The organism is Nonomuraea sp. NPDC051191 (assembly GCF_044455665.1).
In the GTDB taxonomy this organism is placed as follows: Bacteria; Actinomycetota; Actinomycetes; order Streptosporangiales; family Streptosporangiaceae; genus Nonomuraea.
On record NZ_JBITEZ010000008.1, the window covers coordinates 104473 to 118568 of the forward strand.

General features: G+C 69.5%; 12 protein-coding genes. 8 read left to right on the forward strand and 4 right to left on the reverse strand.

Annotation, left to right across the window (positions count from 1 at the left end):
• Positions 1-7: 7 nt before the first annotated feature.
• Positions 8-994 carry a D-alanyl-D-alanine carboxypeptidase gene (locus ACIA8R_RS23930; RefSeq protein WP_364086116.1) on the reverse strand — a complete coding sequence of 329 codons (987 nt, stop codon included), beginning with the start codon at positions 992-994 and terminating at the stop codon, positions 8-10.
• Between the two features lie 198 nt (positions 995-1192).
• Between ACIA8R_RS23930 and ACIA8R_RS23935 the strand changes: the two genes are divergently transcribed.
• Entirely contained in the window at positions 1193-1423 is a 231-nt protein-coding gene (locus ACIA8R_RS23935) for an SCO4848 family membrane protein (RefSeq protein ID WP_357707710.1), read from the forward strand.
• Here ACIA8R_RS23935 and ACIA8R_RS23940 read toward each other — a convergent pair.
• Positions 1395-2786, reverse strand: a complete 1392-nt coding sequence (locus tag ACIA8R_RS23940; RefSeq protein ID WP_357707709.1) for a peptide ligase PGM1-related protein — start codon at positions 2784-2786, stop codon at positions 1395-1397. The genes ACIA8R_RS23935 and ACIA8R_RS23940 overlap by 29 nt on opposite strands.
• A gap of 489 nt (positions 2787-3275) precedes the next feature.
• On the opposite strand from ACIA8R_RS23940, the gene ACIA8R_RS23945 reads away from it, so the two are divergent.
• Entirely contained in the window at positions 3276-4502 is a 1227-nt protein-coding gene (locus tag ACIA8R_RS23945; RefSeq protein ID WP_357707707.1) for a M20 family metallopeptidase, read from the forward strand.
• A 47-nt stretch (positions 4503-4549) separates the two neighbouring features.
• On the opposite strand, the gene ACIA8R_RS23950 is transcribed toward ACIA8R_RS23945, so the two are convergent.
• Complete coding sequence (locus tag ACIA8R_RS23950; RefSeq protein WP_364086120.1) at positions 4550-6430, reverse strand: Xaa-Pro dipeptidyl-peptidase; 1881 nt, start codon at positions 6428-6430, stop codon at positions 4550-4552.
• Positions 6431-6719: 289 nt separating this feature from the next.
• Here ACIA8R_RS23950 and ACIA8R_RS23955 point away from each other — a divergent pair, with 289 nt between their 5' ends.
• From ACIA8R_RS23955 to ACIA8R_RS23980, 6 genes are all read left to right on the forward strand, one after another.
• Positions 6720-7787, forward strand: a complete 1068-nt coding sequence (locus tag ACIA8R_RS23955; RefSeq protein WP_364086122.1) for a BMP family ABC transporter substrate-binding protein — start codon at positions 6720-6722, stop codon at positions 7785-7787.
• A 95-nt stretch (positions 7788-7882) separates the two neighbouring features.
• Positions 7883-9490 carry an ABC transporter ATP-binding protein gene (locus ACIA8R_RS23960; RefSeq protein WP_357702388.1) on the forward strand — a complete coding sequence of 536 codons (1608 nt, stop codon included), beginning with the start codon at positions 7883-7885 and terminating at the stop codon, positions 9488-9490.
• Entirely contained in the window at positions 9490-10632 is a 1143-nt protein-coding gene (locus ACIA8R_RS23965) for an ABC transporter permease (RefSeq protein ID WP_357702390.1), read from the forward strand. The genes ACIA8R_RS23960 and ACIA8R_RS23965 overlap by 1 nt, the downstream gene beginning before the upstream one ends.
• Positions 10629-11918, forward strand: a complete 1290-nt coding sequence (locus ACIA8R_RS23970; protein ID WP_357702392.1) for an ABC transporter permease — start codon at positions 10629-10631, stop codon at positions 11916-11918. Before ACIA8R_RS23965 ends, ACIA8R_RS23970 begins: the two co-directional genes overlap by 4 nt.
• On the forward strand, positions 11915-12310 hold the full coding sequence (locus ACIA8R_RS23975) for a cytidine deaminase (RefSeq protein WP_357702394.1): 396 nt from the start codon (positions 11915-11917) through the stop codon (positions 12308-12310). The genes ACIA8R_RS23970 and ACIA8R_RS23975 overlap by 4 nt, the downstream gene beginning before the upstream one ends.
• A gap of 2 nt (positions 12311-12312) precedes the next feature.
• Positions 12313-13584 carry a thymidine phosphorylase gene (locus tag ACIA8R_RS23980; RefSeq protein WP_397040437.1) on the forward strand — a complete coding sequence of 424 codons (1272 nt, stop codon included), beginning with the start codon at positions 12313-12315 and terminating at the stop codon, positions 13582-13584.
• 74 nt (positions 13585-13658) lie between these two features.
• On the opposite strand, the gene ACIA8R_RS23985 is transcribed toward ACIA8R_RS23980, so the two are convergent.
• Complete coding sequence (locus ACIA8R_RS23985) at positions 13659-14045, reverse strand: MarR family transcriptional regulator (protein ID WP_357702398.1); 387 nt, start codon at positions 14043-14045, stop codon at positions 13659-13661.
• Between the last annotated feature and the right edge of the window lie 51 nt (positions 14046-14096).

The following is a 14096-nucleotide window of genomic DNA, read 5'->3' on the forward strand; positions in this document are numbered from 1 at the left end:
CCTGTCGTCAGAGGCGGGACCTGTTGCGCTTGCGGCGGATGCCGAAGCCGAGCCACACCAGCCCGAACAGCAGGCCGCCGCCGATCACGGCCGACCCGACCGTGCGGGTGGAGTCGGTCTGCTTCGAGGCGGCGGCGTCGAGCAGCGGTGGCTGGGCGGCCGGCGTCACCTTCGAGACCGGCGCCTGCGGGGCGGCCTGCACCCGGTCGGGCACCGGCTCGACGAGCTGCCCGACCGGGGCCGCCTTGCCCCTGACCGAGAAGCCCCAGTCGAGCAGCTTGGCCACCTCGTCCCAGAAGTAGCCCTCGTGCCGCATGATCGTGACGAGGATCGTGTGGCCGCCGCGCGTGGCCGCGCCGACGAAGCTGCCCTGCGCCTTCGACGTCCAGCCGTTCTTGACGCCGATCATGCCCTGGTAGCGCCAGAGCAGCTTGTTGTGGTTGCTGATCTCGTAGTAGTCCTTGGGCGCTGGAAACTTGGCAACCTTTGTACTGATATATCGCCGGAAATCGGGGTTTGCGAGGCCGGCGCGGGCGATGAGCGCCAAGTCGTACGCCGAGCTGCTCTGGCCGGGCTTGTCCAGGCCGCTCGGGGTCTTGGCCACCGTGTCGTACGCCTGCAACCGCTTGGCCTCGGCGTTCATGTCGCGCATGGTCTGGGCCACGCTGCCGTTCGTCTCGGCCAGCGCCATGGCGGCGTCGTTGCCCGAGGACATCATCAGCGCCCGGAACAGGTCGTCGACCTTGTACGTCATCTTGGGCGTCAGCCCGACCGCCGTGCCCTCCTGGTTGCAGGCGTTCTGGCTCGGCCGGACCTTGCGGTTCTTGTCGAGCTTCGGGAGCAGCGTCAGCGCCGTGAGCGTCTTGAGGGTGCTCGCCGGCAGGTAGCGACCGTGCGCGTCCTTCGCGGCGAGCACCTGACCCGTCTCCACGTCCGCGATGACGTAGGAAGTAGCCTTGCTCTCGGGGGGCGCCTTGACGCCTTGGGGTTGCACCAGCCCACGGCTTCCCAGCGCGTCACCGCCGACAGGCGTCGTCGGCGTGGCGGATGCGGTCCCGCTCGTGAGCGTGACCGCTGCGAGAAGTGCCGTAACCGGCACAAATTTCGTCCACATGGCGGTCTCAGCGTAGCTCCGTGTGAATGCCCATGTGGCGACACATTCCCCGGATGATCCGCCTTCGATACTGGAGAGATGACCATGTCACCAAAGATCGCCGGTTTCCTCGTCATCCTCGGCGTGTTCATGATCGTCGAGTGGATCAACCTGGGGTTTAACTTGGCCGACGGACATCCCACCGGCTTCTACGTCGTGCACGGCATCCTGATCGCGGTCAACGTGATCCTCGGCGCGGTGCTGGCGGTGATCGGGTGGCGCGGTCTGCGGGAGGCCGGGATCAGGCGTCGCAAAGAAGGCGCCGGGTGAGCGCGTGCAGCTCGTCGGCCTCCTCGCGCGAGTCGCCGATGGTGGTGAAGCCCAGCTTCCCGTACTCGGGGAGTGCGCCGAGCAGGTGGAAGACGTTGCCCGTGCGCCGGTCGGCGTCGAAGCCGATCCCGAGCCGGCGGGCGGTGCGCATGACCTCGCCCGGCGTGCGGCCACGCAGGCAGGACGAGGAGCAGTTGTCGGTCGCGGTGTAGAACTTCGGCTGGTTCCCGGCCATGAGGAGGCCGGTGGCCGGGTCGTACCTGGCTCCGGTCGTCAGCACCGCGGCGCCGTACGGGTGCGTGGTGCCGCCGATCCGCAGGTTGATCTCGCACAGCAGCGCGGCGTACCCGGCGTCGGCCTTGAGGGCGAAGAAGTCCATGCCGAACAGGCCGACCACGCCGCGCTCGGCCAGGATGCCGGCGATGCGCTCGGCCGACTCGCCCACCTCGTGCCGGTACTCCGGGGCGGCGGGGAACGTGCAGCCCTGGTAGACGTCGTTGTTGGGGCCGCCGAGCACCTGGTCGTGCGTGGCCAGCACGGCCGCGTGCCCGCCCGGCGTGATTCGAGCCAGGGCGCTCGGGTAGTAGAGCGGGCGATGTTCGATGAACTCCTCCACCACCGCGCCGCGCTCCCTGATCTTCGTCGTGAAGCTGGTCCAGGTCTCCCCGGCCGCCGAAAATCGGGTCAGTGAGCGGTCGGCCTTGCTGACGATGGCGTTGCCCAGGCCCGAGTAGCCGTCGTTGAGCTTGACGATCACCCGTTCGCCGGGCAGCGAGTCGATGGCCTCGTCGATCGCGATGATGCTGTGCACGTCGCCGAAGCCGCGGGCCATGGGCACGCCGGCCTCGTGCCCGACCTCGCGGGCTCCGCTCTTGGAGCCGTAGTAGGCCAGCGAGGTGGCGGGTCCGTAGATGGGGACGTTGAGTGACGCGGCCAGCTCCTCCTCGGTCTCGCTGAGGACGAACGGCACCAGCCAGGCGTCGGCGTCGATCGCCGACCGTAACCGGTCGAGGACGTCGGGTCGGCGCAGCAGCGTCCGGGTGAGGGGTTGCGACCAGGGCTCGTCGAGGCTGATGAGCTCCAGGCGCTTGGCGGCGTCGTCCGGGTCGGGGAGGAAGCTGAGGTAGTAGTCGATGATGTCGGGATCGATCGGCGCGGAGGAGAGGTAGATCACCTTGACCCCGGGTTCCCGGAGCGTCAGGAGGAGGAAGAGAAGGCGCTCCTCGTACGATCGGGCTGCCGTGATGCGGCGGAGCTCGTCCTGCGGCAGGGAGAGCGAGGGTACGACCACCAGGGTCCCCTCACTCGGCTCGAAGATGCTCAACCCGGCATACTTCTCCCCGAACGGGATATTAGTGATCATATAGCGAGTGAAACACGCATTCTTCACAAATGCAGCAAGCGACAAAGTGTCATGACCATGACAGAAGGTGACAGGATTCAAAATCGGTGAGCACGTTTGGAAGTGGCGACATCGGGTCACCATCTAATGATCCCTTGTGACTATTTTCCGGATCAGGCGGACATGTGCGGAACGTGACCACCTGCGGTTACGGGCATGCCGTCGGCCAACTTTTGGTGTATCTGTCGGCGCGAAGGCGCACGGGAGCGATAAAGTCAGAAGCATCGCCATCGGGCTCACGGCTTACCGCCGTGCACCCGGGCTGCTGCGACCGATGAACGCGAAGCCCGTGCTGACGATCTCGCGCACCGAAACCTCCGGGTGTGGCTTTTGATTCGCCGAGCGGCCGCCTCAACCAGGTGGCTACCGCAGGATGGATGATTTTCGAGAGCGTTATGAGCCGCCGTCGCCGCGTGGGACGCGCGGCCTCGACGGGATGGATGGTGACATATGCGGGGACGTGAGCTGCGGGGAGAGCTGGACGCGTTCCTGGCGGAGATCGAGCAGGAGCTGGTGGCGTTCCGTCGCGACCTTCACATGCATCCTGAGCTGGCCTTCGCCGAATACCGCACGACCCAGCGCATCGCCGACCGGCTGACCGCCGCGGGGCTGACCCCGTCGGTGCTGCCGCGCGGCACCGGCCTCGTCTGCGAGGTGGGCAGCGGCGACGGCCCGACCATCGCCCTGCGGGCCGACATCGACGCGCTCCCGCTCCAGGACGAGAAGGACGTGCCCTACCGCTCCACCGTCCCCGGCGCGTGCCACGCCTGCGGCCACGACGTGCACACCACGGTCCTGCTCGGCACCTCGATCTTCCTGGCCCAGCAGGCCGCGGCCGGTCTGCTGCCCGGCCGGGTCCGGCTGATCTTCCAGCCCGCCGAGGAGCTGCCCGGCGGCGCCCTGGAGGTCATGGCCCACGGCGGCATCAGCGGCGTCGACCGCATCTTCGGCCTCCACTGCGACCCGCGCGTCGACGTCGGCCAGCTCGGCCTGCGGAGCGGTCCCATCACCTCGGCCTGCGACAAGCTCGTGGTCAGGGTCTCCGGCCCCGGCGGCCACACCGCCCGTCCGCACCTGACGGCCGATCTGGTCTTCGCCCTCGCCAAGATCCTCACCGAGCTGCCCGCCGCGCTCTCCCGCCGGGTCGACCCGCGCTCGTCGCTCAGCCTCGTCTGGGGCCGGGTCGAGGCGGGCTCGGCGGCCAACGCCATCCCCGACGACGGCATCGCCGAGGGCACGATCCGCTGCCTCGACGAGAACGCCTGGCACGCCGCGCCCGACCTGATCAAGGCCCTGCTGGAGTCCGTCGCCGGCGCGTACGGCGTCGAGGCCGTGATGGACTACACGCGGGGCGTGCCGCCGGTCGTCAACGACGAGGTCAGCGTCGAGATGCTGGCCGAGGCGGCCGAGCGGGCCCTCGGGGCCGGCGCGGTGGTGCCCACCCAGCAGTCGCTCGGCGGCGAGGACTTCGCCTGGTACCTGGAGTCGATCCCCGGGGCCTTCGCCCGGCTCGGCACGCGCTCGCCCGACGGCGTCACGTACGACATCCACCAGGGCACCTTCGACGTCGACGAGAAGGCGATCGCGATGGGCGTGCGGGTGATGGCCGCCACGGCGCTGACCGCGCTGTGGGACGTCGGCCCGCTCGACTCGATCAGCAACAACGCCATGGCCTGAGCCCGGGTCCGACGGCCCGCCGCGCGACGCGGCGGGCCGTCGGCGTGTCAGGAGAGCCTGCCGAAGACCACCGGCAGCCGCAGGGACGAGTGCCCCGGCGACACGGTGACCCGGGTGCCCGCCGGGTAACGCAGGGTGTAGTCGCGGTCGGTCGAGATGATCACCAGGCCCAGCCGGTGGCCCTTCTTGAACAGGTAGTCCTTGGGCTGGAAGTCCCAGGTGAAGGTGTACTCCTTGCCGGGGCGCAGCGGTTCGGTGCGGTCGGCGCGATGGCGGTTGCGCACGTCCAGCCATCCCCTGGAGACGATCTTGTACGCGGTCGTCGCCGTGCCGAGCCGTCGCAGCGTCGTGCAGCCCGTGTCACCCGGGACGCCCTCGCCGTAGCAGTAGCTCTGGCCGGTCGAGAGCAGGCTGCCGTCCGGGCGCACGTCGGTGCCGTAGTCCACCAGCAACGCCGTCAGGTACGGCGAGGCGCCGTCCTTGAACGAGGCCCGCACCGACACCGTCGGCGTGCCGGAGATCCGCACGTCGGCGGGCAGCTCGCCGGTCCGGTACGCCAGCCGGTTCGGATCGGCCCCGGTCGCCTCCACCAGTTGCTCGGCGCTCCTGGCGCTCTGGTCCACGAAGGACTCCTCGGGCGACAGCGGCCGGGGCAGCAGGCCGAGCCGTTCGCCCGCGGCCGGGTGCAGCGAGACCGTCGTGGCCCCGGGCAGCGGCCAGGAGGCGTGCTGCTGCCACTCGCCGACGCCGATCTCCACGTCGGCCTGCGGCTCGCGCATGATGCCCGAGTCGATGCCCTGCAACCAGTAGTCGAACCAGCCGTGCAGTTGGCGCAGCCACTCGGCGGTGCGCAGGTTGAAGGGGTTCATGTGGGTGCCCTGGTGCAGCCAGATCTTGCGCGGCACGTGCCGTTCGGCCAGGGCGTTCCACCATTGGGCGAACTGCTTGGTCTTGACGTTCCAGTCGTTGAGGCCGTGCACGAGGAAGACGCTGGCCTTCACCTTGTTCACGTCGTTGAGGTAGTTGCGGGCGTCCCAGAGCGGGCCGTAGTCGCCGGTGATCCGGTCCTGGGCCGCGGCGAGGGCGTCCATCTTGGCGCCGCAGACCTCGAAGCCCTTGTCCCTGGTCAGCACGAACTTGGCCAGCACGTCCAGGTCCTCGCCCTGGTAGCCGCCGGGGGCCAGGACGCCGCCGTTGGCGCGGTAGTAGTCGTACCAGCTGGAGATGGCGGCGATCGGGACGATCGTCTTCAGGCCCTCGACGCCGGTCGAGGCGACGGCGTTGGGCAGGGTGCCGTTGTAGGAGACGCCGATCATGCCGACCTTGCCGGTGGACCAGGTGGCACTGACCTCGTTGCCGTCGGCGTCGAAGCCGCGGGCGCGGCCGTTCAGCCAGTCGATGGCGGCCTTGGGGCCGGCGGTCTCGTTGCGGTCGCCGGAGGTCGGGCAACCGGTCGCGCGGGCGCTGCCCACGTTCTCGACCAGGGCGATGGCGTAGCCGCGGGGCAGGAAGTAGTTGTCGTAGTAGCCGTCGAACGGCTCACTGGCGAGCTTGTTCGAGGGCGACTTCAGGGTGGGCAGCGGGTTGCCGTTCTCGTCCACGTCCACGGGGTGGTTGGGGACGTCGTTGCCCGGGGCGTAGTACGGGCTGGCCTCCATGATCACCGGGACCTTGAGTCCCTGGTCGGTCTCCTTGGGGCGCAGGATGTCCATGGCGACGCGGTCGGGTTTCCCGTCGTCGTCGCTGTCGGTCCCGGCGACCTCCACGAACACCGTCTGCTTGACGGCGTCGGCACGGGAGAAGACGGGCTGGGTGGCGTTGTTCTCGATCTTCAGGGCGGGGGTGTCCGCCGTCGCGGGGGTGGGGCCGCCCAAGGTCACGGCGAGGATCGCGACCAGCGGTACGGCCAGTGTCTTCCAAGGCTGCATACGGGGCTCCGATACGAAATTTCCACCGTTGATCGGAATCTCTGCCATGATCGACCGCTCGGCAAGGGCCCCTTCCCTACCAAACTTGGGCAAAATCTTGCGGACACCGTCCCAAGTGCCTGAACCCAGATTCAGGTCACGGACGCGCTTGATGTCGATAACGGAGCGGTTGCGACCCTGTGTGCCGGTTTGGTCTGCCCTGGTCAAGCAACTATCTTCCGTGCAGGTGCCGTACGTTTCTTCGCGCCTGCGATGAAGTTCGACGGCGAGGAAATGGAAGGGAGTCGCCTTGCTCGGCAAGCGATTCAGCAGGATTGCCGTCGGCTCGGTAGCCGGCGTCATGCTCATGGCAGTCGCGGCCTGTGGCAGCGAGGGTGGAGGCACCTCGGCGAGCACGCAGCCGAGCTCCGGCGCGAGCAGCGAGGCCCCCAAGGGCGGGCTGAAGGTCGGTCTGGCGTTCGACGTCGGCGGCCGTGGCGACAAGTCGTTCAACGACGCCGCCTACGCCGGCCTGGAGAAGGCCAAGACTGAGCTGAACGCCGACATCAAGGAGCTCAGCCCGGCGGCCGACGGCTCCAACCGCGGCGACCTGCTGCGCCAGCTCGCGGACGCGGGCTACAACCCCATCATCGGCGTCGGCTTCGCCTACGGCGACGACATCAAGAAGACCGCCGCCGAGTACCCCGACGTGCAGTTCGCCGTCGTCGACTCGGCCTCCAACGGCCCGAACGTGACCGGCCTGCTGTTCGCCGAGGAGCAGGGCTCCTACCTGGCGGGCGTCGCCGCGGCGACCAAGTCGGAGGCCGGCCACGTCGGCTTCGTGGGCGGCGTCGAGAACGACCTGATCAAGAAGTTCCAGGCGGGCTTCGTGATGGGCGCCAAGTCGGTCAAGTCGGACATTAAGATCGACATCAAGTACCTCACCCCCGACGGTGACTTCTCCGGCTTCAAGGCCCCCGACAAGGGCAAGGTCGCGGCCGAGAAGATGTACCAGGACGGCGCGGACATCGTCTACCACGCCGCCGGCGACTCCGGCCTCGGCGTGTTCCAGGCGGCCGCCGCGGCCAAGAAGAAGGCCATCGGCGTCGACTCCGACCAGCGGCAGACGGTCAAGGAGACCGACCTGCAGTCGGTCATCATGACCTCGATGCTCAAGCGCGTGGACGTCGGCGTCTTCGAGTTCGTCAAGGCCTTCCAGGGCGGCGCCAAGGGCGGCAGCAACACCGTCTACGACCTCAAGGTCGACGGCGTGGGTCTGTCCACCACCGGTGGCGAGATCGACGACATCAAGGACAAGCTCGACGCTGCCAAGAAGGACATCGTCGACGGCAAAATCACGGTTCCGTCCAAGCCGTAATCTGGGTAGGAACGGACGACCGAGGGCCCGGAGTCCCCACTTCGGGCCTTCTCGCTATCCGCCCCGTCCGCCCCCCATGCTCTAGGAGAGGCGAAATGAGCTCGGACACCCTCGCCGCGGTGCAACCCGCCGTAGAGCTGGAGGGCATCACCAAGCGTTTCCCCGGCGTCGTCGCCAACCACGACATCCGCATCACCGTCGAACCCGGCACGGTGCACGCGATCGTCGGCGAGAACGGCGCCGGCAAGTCGACCCTGATGAAGATCCTCTACGGCATGCAGAAGCCGGACGAGGGCACGATCCGGGTCAACGGCCGCGAGGTCACCTTCCGCACCCCCAGCGACGCCATCGACGTCGGCATCGGCATGGTCCACCAGCACTTCATGCTGGCCGACAACTTCACCGTGCTGGAGAACATCGTCCTCGGTGCCGAGCCCACCAAGGCCGGCGTGCTCGACACCGGCAGGGCGCGGGCCCGCATCGCCGAGCTGGCCAGCAGCCACGGCCTGCGCGTCGACCCCGACGCGCTGGTGGAGAACCTCGGCGTCGGCGACCGCCAGCGGGTGGAGATCCTCAAGGTCCTCTACCGCGGCGCCCGCATCCTCATCCTCGACGAGCCGACGGCGGTCCTCGTGCCGCAGGAGGTCGAGGAGCTGTTCGAGAACCTGCGCGAGCTCAAGGCCGAGGGCCTGACCGTCATCTTCATCTCGCACAAGCTCGACGAGGTGCTGAACATCGCCGACGCGATCACCGTGATCCGCCGCGGCACCACCGTCGCCAGCGTGAACCCCGCCGAGGTCACCGCCCGCCGGCTCGCCGAGCTGATGGTCGGCAGCGAGCTGCCCACGCCGGAGACCCGCGAGTCCACCGTGCGGGAGAGCGTCACGCTGAGCGTGTCCCGGCTGACGATGGAGGCCGACGGCTTCCGTCCCGTGCCCAAGGGCACCTCCGTCGGCCTGTACGTCGACAAGCTCCGCGAGGAGGGCAAGCGCCTGATCCTCGACGACGTCTCCTTCGACATCCACGCGGGCCAGATCCTGGGCATCGCCGGCGTCGAGGGCAACGGCCAGTCCGAGCTGATCGAAGCGATCATGGGCATGCGTCCCGCCCACGGCACGATCACCCTCGGCGGCGTGGACGTCAGCGCCTGGTCCACGCTGAAGCGCAGGGAGGCCGGCATCGGCTACATCCCCGAGGACCGCCACCGGCAGGGCCTGCTGCTGGAGGCGTCCCTGTGGGAGAACCGGGTGCTCGGCCACCAGACCAGGTCCCCGGCGCGCCGCGGCATCTGGGTGGACCGCCGCGCCTCGAAGGCCGACACCGAGCGCATCGTCAAGGAGTACGACGTGCGCACCCCCAGCGTGGACACCCTGGCCCTGGCCCTGTCCGGCGGCAACCAGCAGAAGCTGATCGTCGGACGCGAGATGAGCGGCGAGCCGTCGTTCCTCATCGCCGCCCACCCCACCCGCGGCGTGGACGTCGGCGCCCAGGCCGCCATCTGGGACCACCTGCGCAACGCGCGGGCCGCCGGTCTGGCCGTGCTGCTGATCTCGGCCGACCTCGACGAGCTGATCGGCCTGTCCGACACGATCCGCGTGATCCTGCGCGGCCGGCTCGTGGCCGAACTCGACCCGTCCGACGTCACGCCCGAGCGGCTTGGCGGTTACATGACCGGCGCCATCGCCGGTACTGAGGAGACGTGATGCCCGCCGGGCTCAACCGGGCGCTGCTCACCGTCGCAGGCGCCATCGTCGCCATCGTCCTGGCGATCGCGATCTCCAGCGTGGCGATCATCGCGGCGGGCGCCAGCCCGATCGACGCGTTCGCCGCCTTCTTCGACTTCGGCGAGACCGCGCGTTCGGTGTCCAACGGCATCGCGGCGTTCCTCAACCGGGCGGTGCCGCTGTTCATCGCCGGTCTCGCGGTGGCGGTCGGCTTCCGCATGAACCTCTTCAACATCGGCGTCGAGGGCCAGTACCGGATCGCGGCCATCTGCGCGGCCTACGTCGGCTCGACGTTCACCGCCCCGAAGCCGATCCAGATCCTGGTGATCATCGTCGTCGCGGCGGTCGTGGGCGGCGCGTACGCGCTGATCCCCGCGGTCATGAAGGTGACCCGCGGCGTCAACGAGGTCATCTCCACGATCATGCTCAACTACATCGCGATCTCGCTGGCCTCCTACCTGGTACGCGGCCCGTTCGCGGGCCAGCGGGCCGCCGGTCAGCTCACCACGACCACGCCGCAGCTCCCCGAGTCGGCCATGTTCCCCAACCTGAACTTCGTCTTCGACTGGTTCGGGCTGCTGCCGCCCACCCGCGGCGGCGGCGTGTGGGGCTTCCTGCTCGTGGCCGTCGTGCTCGGCCTGGTGGTCTGGGTCGTGCTGGAGCGCACCCGCTTCGGCTTCAACGTCAAGGCCAGCGGGCTCAACGGCCCGGCCGCCTTCGCCTCGGGCGTCAACCCGAAGAAGATGGTCATCGCGGCCATGGTGCTGTCCGGCGCGATCGCGGGGCTCATCGGCCTGCCCGAGATCCTCGGCGACAAGGGCGCCTTCAACTCCAACTTCACCGCCGGCCTCGGCTTCCTCGGCATCGCGGTGGCGCTGCTGGGCAGGAACAAGCCCGTCGGCATCGCGATCGCCGCGCTGCTGTTCGCCTTCCTCGACCGGGCGCAGGGCGCGCTGCAGATCGCGGACGTGCCGTCGTCGGTCATCACGATCATCCAGGGCGTCATCGTCCTGCTGGTGGTCATCGCGAACGAGGTGACCAACCGCATCGCCATGCGGCTTGAGGAGCAGCGGGCCGCCCGGCAGCTCGACACGAACAGACCGGTTGAGGTGGCAGCATGAGCAGGGTCGGCAAATACCATCTGGCGCTGCTCGGCGTCGCCGCGCTCATCCTGCTGCTGTCGCTGGTGCGGATCATCTCCGGCCAGGACGACCTGACCTCCTCCGGCACGTTCAACGCGGCGCTGCTGCTCGCGGTGCCGATCGGGCTGGCCGGTCTCGGCGGTCTGTGGGCCGAGCGGGCCGGCGTGGTCAACATCGGCCTCGAAGGCATGATGGTGCTCGGCACCTGGTTCGCCGGCTGGGCCGGATACCAGTGGGGCGCCGTGGCCGCGCTGCTCGCCGGGCTGCTCGGCGGCGCGCTCGGCGGGCTCATCCACGCGATCGCGACCGTCACGTTCGGCGTCGACCACATCATCAGCGGCGTCGCCATCAACCTGCTCGGCCCCGGCATCACCCGCTTCCTGTCCGAGGTCCTCTACGGCGAGGGCACCTCGGCCAGCGCGAAGGGCGCCGGCATCACCACCTCGCCGGCGATCAGCTCGGGCGCCCCCGAGGTGAGCCTGCCCGTGTTGTCGTCCGGCCCCGACCTGCTCGGCAAGCTGGAGAACACCCACTGGTTCCTGCTCTCCGACCTGGCCGGCATCCTGCGCGGCCTCACCCACGACGTGAACGCGCTGATCATCCTGGCCGTGCTGCTGCTGCCGGTGACGTACCTGGTGCTGTGGCGCACGTCGTTCGGGCTGCGGCTGCGTTCGGCGGGGGAGAACCCGTGGGCGGCCGAGTCGCTGGGCGTGAACGTCTACCGGATCAAGTACCTCGCGGTCGTCGTCTCCGGCGCGTTCGCCGGGCTCGGCGGCGTGTTCCTGGTCTTCGTCTCCAACAAGTACGTCGAGGGCCAGACACAGGGACGCGGTTTCATCGGCCTGGCGGCCATGATCTTCGGCAACTGGCGGCCCGGCGGGCTCGCGGCCGGCTCGTCGCTGTTCGGCTACGCCAGCGGCCTGCAACTGCGCAGCTCCGGCGACGCCAACGCGGTCACCACGTTCTTCCTGTTCGGCTCGCTGCTGCTGGTGATCTACATCGCGCTCCAGATCCGCAAGCTGGTCGCGCCGAGCCAGCCGGCCGAGGTCGTGACCAGGGGCGTCAAGGACTACACCGTGATCGCCGCCGCGGCGGTGGGCGCGCTCGTGCTGTTCTGGCTCTGGCGGACCGTGGAGACGCTGCCGGGCGAGTTCGTCTTCATCACGCCACACGTGCTCACGCTGCTCGTGCTCCTGGTCGCCTCGCAGCGTCTGCGGATGCCCAAGGCCGACGGCGTACGCTTCCGTCGGGGGGATCAACATTGAACATCGATTGGGACGGCCTGCGCGCCGAGGCCGCCACGGCCATGCGCAACGCCTACGCGCCGTACTCCAAGTTCCCGGTGGGGGCGGCGGCGGTCGTCGACGACGGCCGGATCGTCACCGGCTGCAACGTCGAGAACGCCTCCTACGGGCTCGGCCTGTGCGCCGAGTGCGGCCTGGTGTCGGCGTTGCAGATGTCGGGCGGCGGCCGGCTGGTGGCCTTCACCTGCGTCGACGGCCACGGCGAGCTGCTCATGCCGTGCGGGCGCTGCCGTCAGCTCCTGTACGAGTTCGGCGGTGAGGACCTGCTGGTCGAGACCGTCGACGGCCCCAAGCGCATGGCGCAGATCCTGCCGTACGCGTTCGGCCCCGACGACCTCAGCAGGAGTACGTGACCATGGACGCCATCGAGGTCATCCGCGCCAAGCGCGACGGCGGCGAGCTCGGCACCGCCCAGATCGACTGGGTGATCGCCGCCTACACCCGCGGTGACGTGGCCGACGAGCAGATGTCCGCCCTGGCCATGGCCATCCTGCTCAACGGCATGAACCGGCGCGAGATCGCCGACTGGACGCAGGCCATGATCCGCTCGGGCGAGCGGATGGACTGGTCGATGCTCGACCGGCCCACGGCCGACAAGCACTCCACGGGCGGCGTCGGCGACAAGATCACGCTGCCGCTGGCCCCGCTGGTGGCGGCGTGCGGGGCGTACGTGCCCCAGCTCTCCGGGCGCGGCCTCGGGCACACCGGGGGCACCCTGGACAAGCTGGAGTCCGTCCCGGGCTGGCTGGCCTCGCTCTCCAACGACCAGATGCTGCACGTCCTGCGCACGGCCGGTGCGGTGGTCTGCGCGGCGGGCTCGGGGCTGGCCCCGGCCGACAAGAAGCTCTACGCGCTGCGCGACGTCACCGGCACGGTCGAGTCGATCCCGCTGATCGCCTCCTCGATCATGTCGAAGAAGATCGCCGAGGGCACCGGCTCGCTGGTGCTCGACGTGAAGGTCGGCTCCGGGGCGTTCATGAAGACGACCGAGACGGCCCGCGAGCTGGCCGAGACCATGGTCGCGCTCGGCGGTGACGCGGGCGTGCGCACGGTCGCGCTGCTGACGGCCATGGACCGGCCGCTCGGCCGCGCCGTGGGCAACGCGCTGGAGGTCGAGGAGTCGATCGAGGTGCTGGCCGGCGGCGGGCCGTCCGACGTGGTGGAGCTGACCGTACGACTGGCGCGCGAGATGCTGGCGGCCGCCGGGGTCTCCGGCAAGGACCCGGCCGACGCGCTGCGCGACGGCTCGGCCATGGACGCGTGGCGGCGGATGATCTCCGCCCAGGGCGGCAACCCCGACGCGGTCCTGCCGAGGGCGGCCGAGACCATGACGGTCGCGGCGCCGTCGTCCGGGGTGCTGGCCCACCTCGACGCGTACGCGGTGGGGCTGGCCGCCTGGCGGCTCGGCGCCGGACGGGCGCGCAAGGAGGACCCGGTGTCGTTCGGGGCCGGGATCGTGCTGCACGCCAAGCCCGGCGACCTGGTCCGCGAGGGGCAGCCGCTGATGACGCTGCACGCGGACGAGACGGCCAGGTTCGAGCGGGCGCTGGAGGCGCTGGCGGGCGGCTACGAGGTCGCCGAGTCGGGGCGCGAGCTGCTGCCCCTGGTCATCGACCGCATCGGCTGACCACCGGGAACACTCGTGCGCGGCGGCCGGACCCCTGCCGGGGACGGCCGCCGCCGGTCTTTCTCGCGGGCCGGCTAGGTGGTGACGGCGGGGACGTCGGTGAAGACGTCCGCGAGCACGGCGCGCTGCGTGGGCAGCGCCTCGGTGTACCGCTCGCGCCCCTCGTCGGTGATGCAGACGAACACGCCCCGGCGGTCGGAGACGCAGGTGTCGCGGGTGACGAGCCCGCTCTTCTCCAGCCTGGCCACGACCCTGGACAGGGCGCTCTGGCTCAGGTGGACCTCCTCGCAGAGCTCCTGGATGCGCAGCTTCCTGTCGTTGTGGACGATGCGGTCGAGCACCTCGAACTCGCTGGGCCCGAGCCCGTGCCGCTCGCCGAGCTCCCGCTCCAGCGCGCACATGGCCTTGGCGTGTTTGGCCAGGACGTAATGCCAGGTCTCGACCACGAACTCCTCGTCCATGTCGCGGAGGTTACCATCTCGGGAAGATTCATGCAACGGCATTAAATGCGC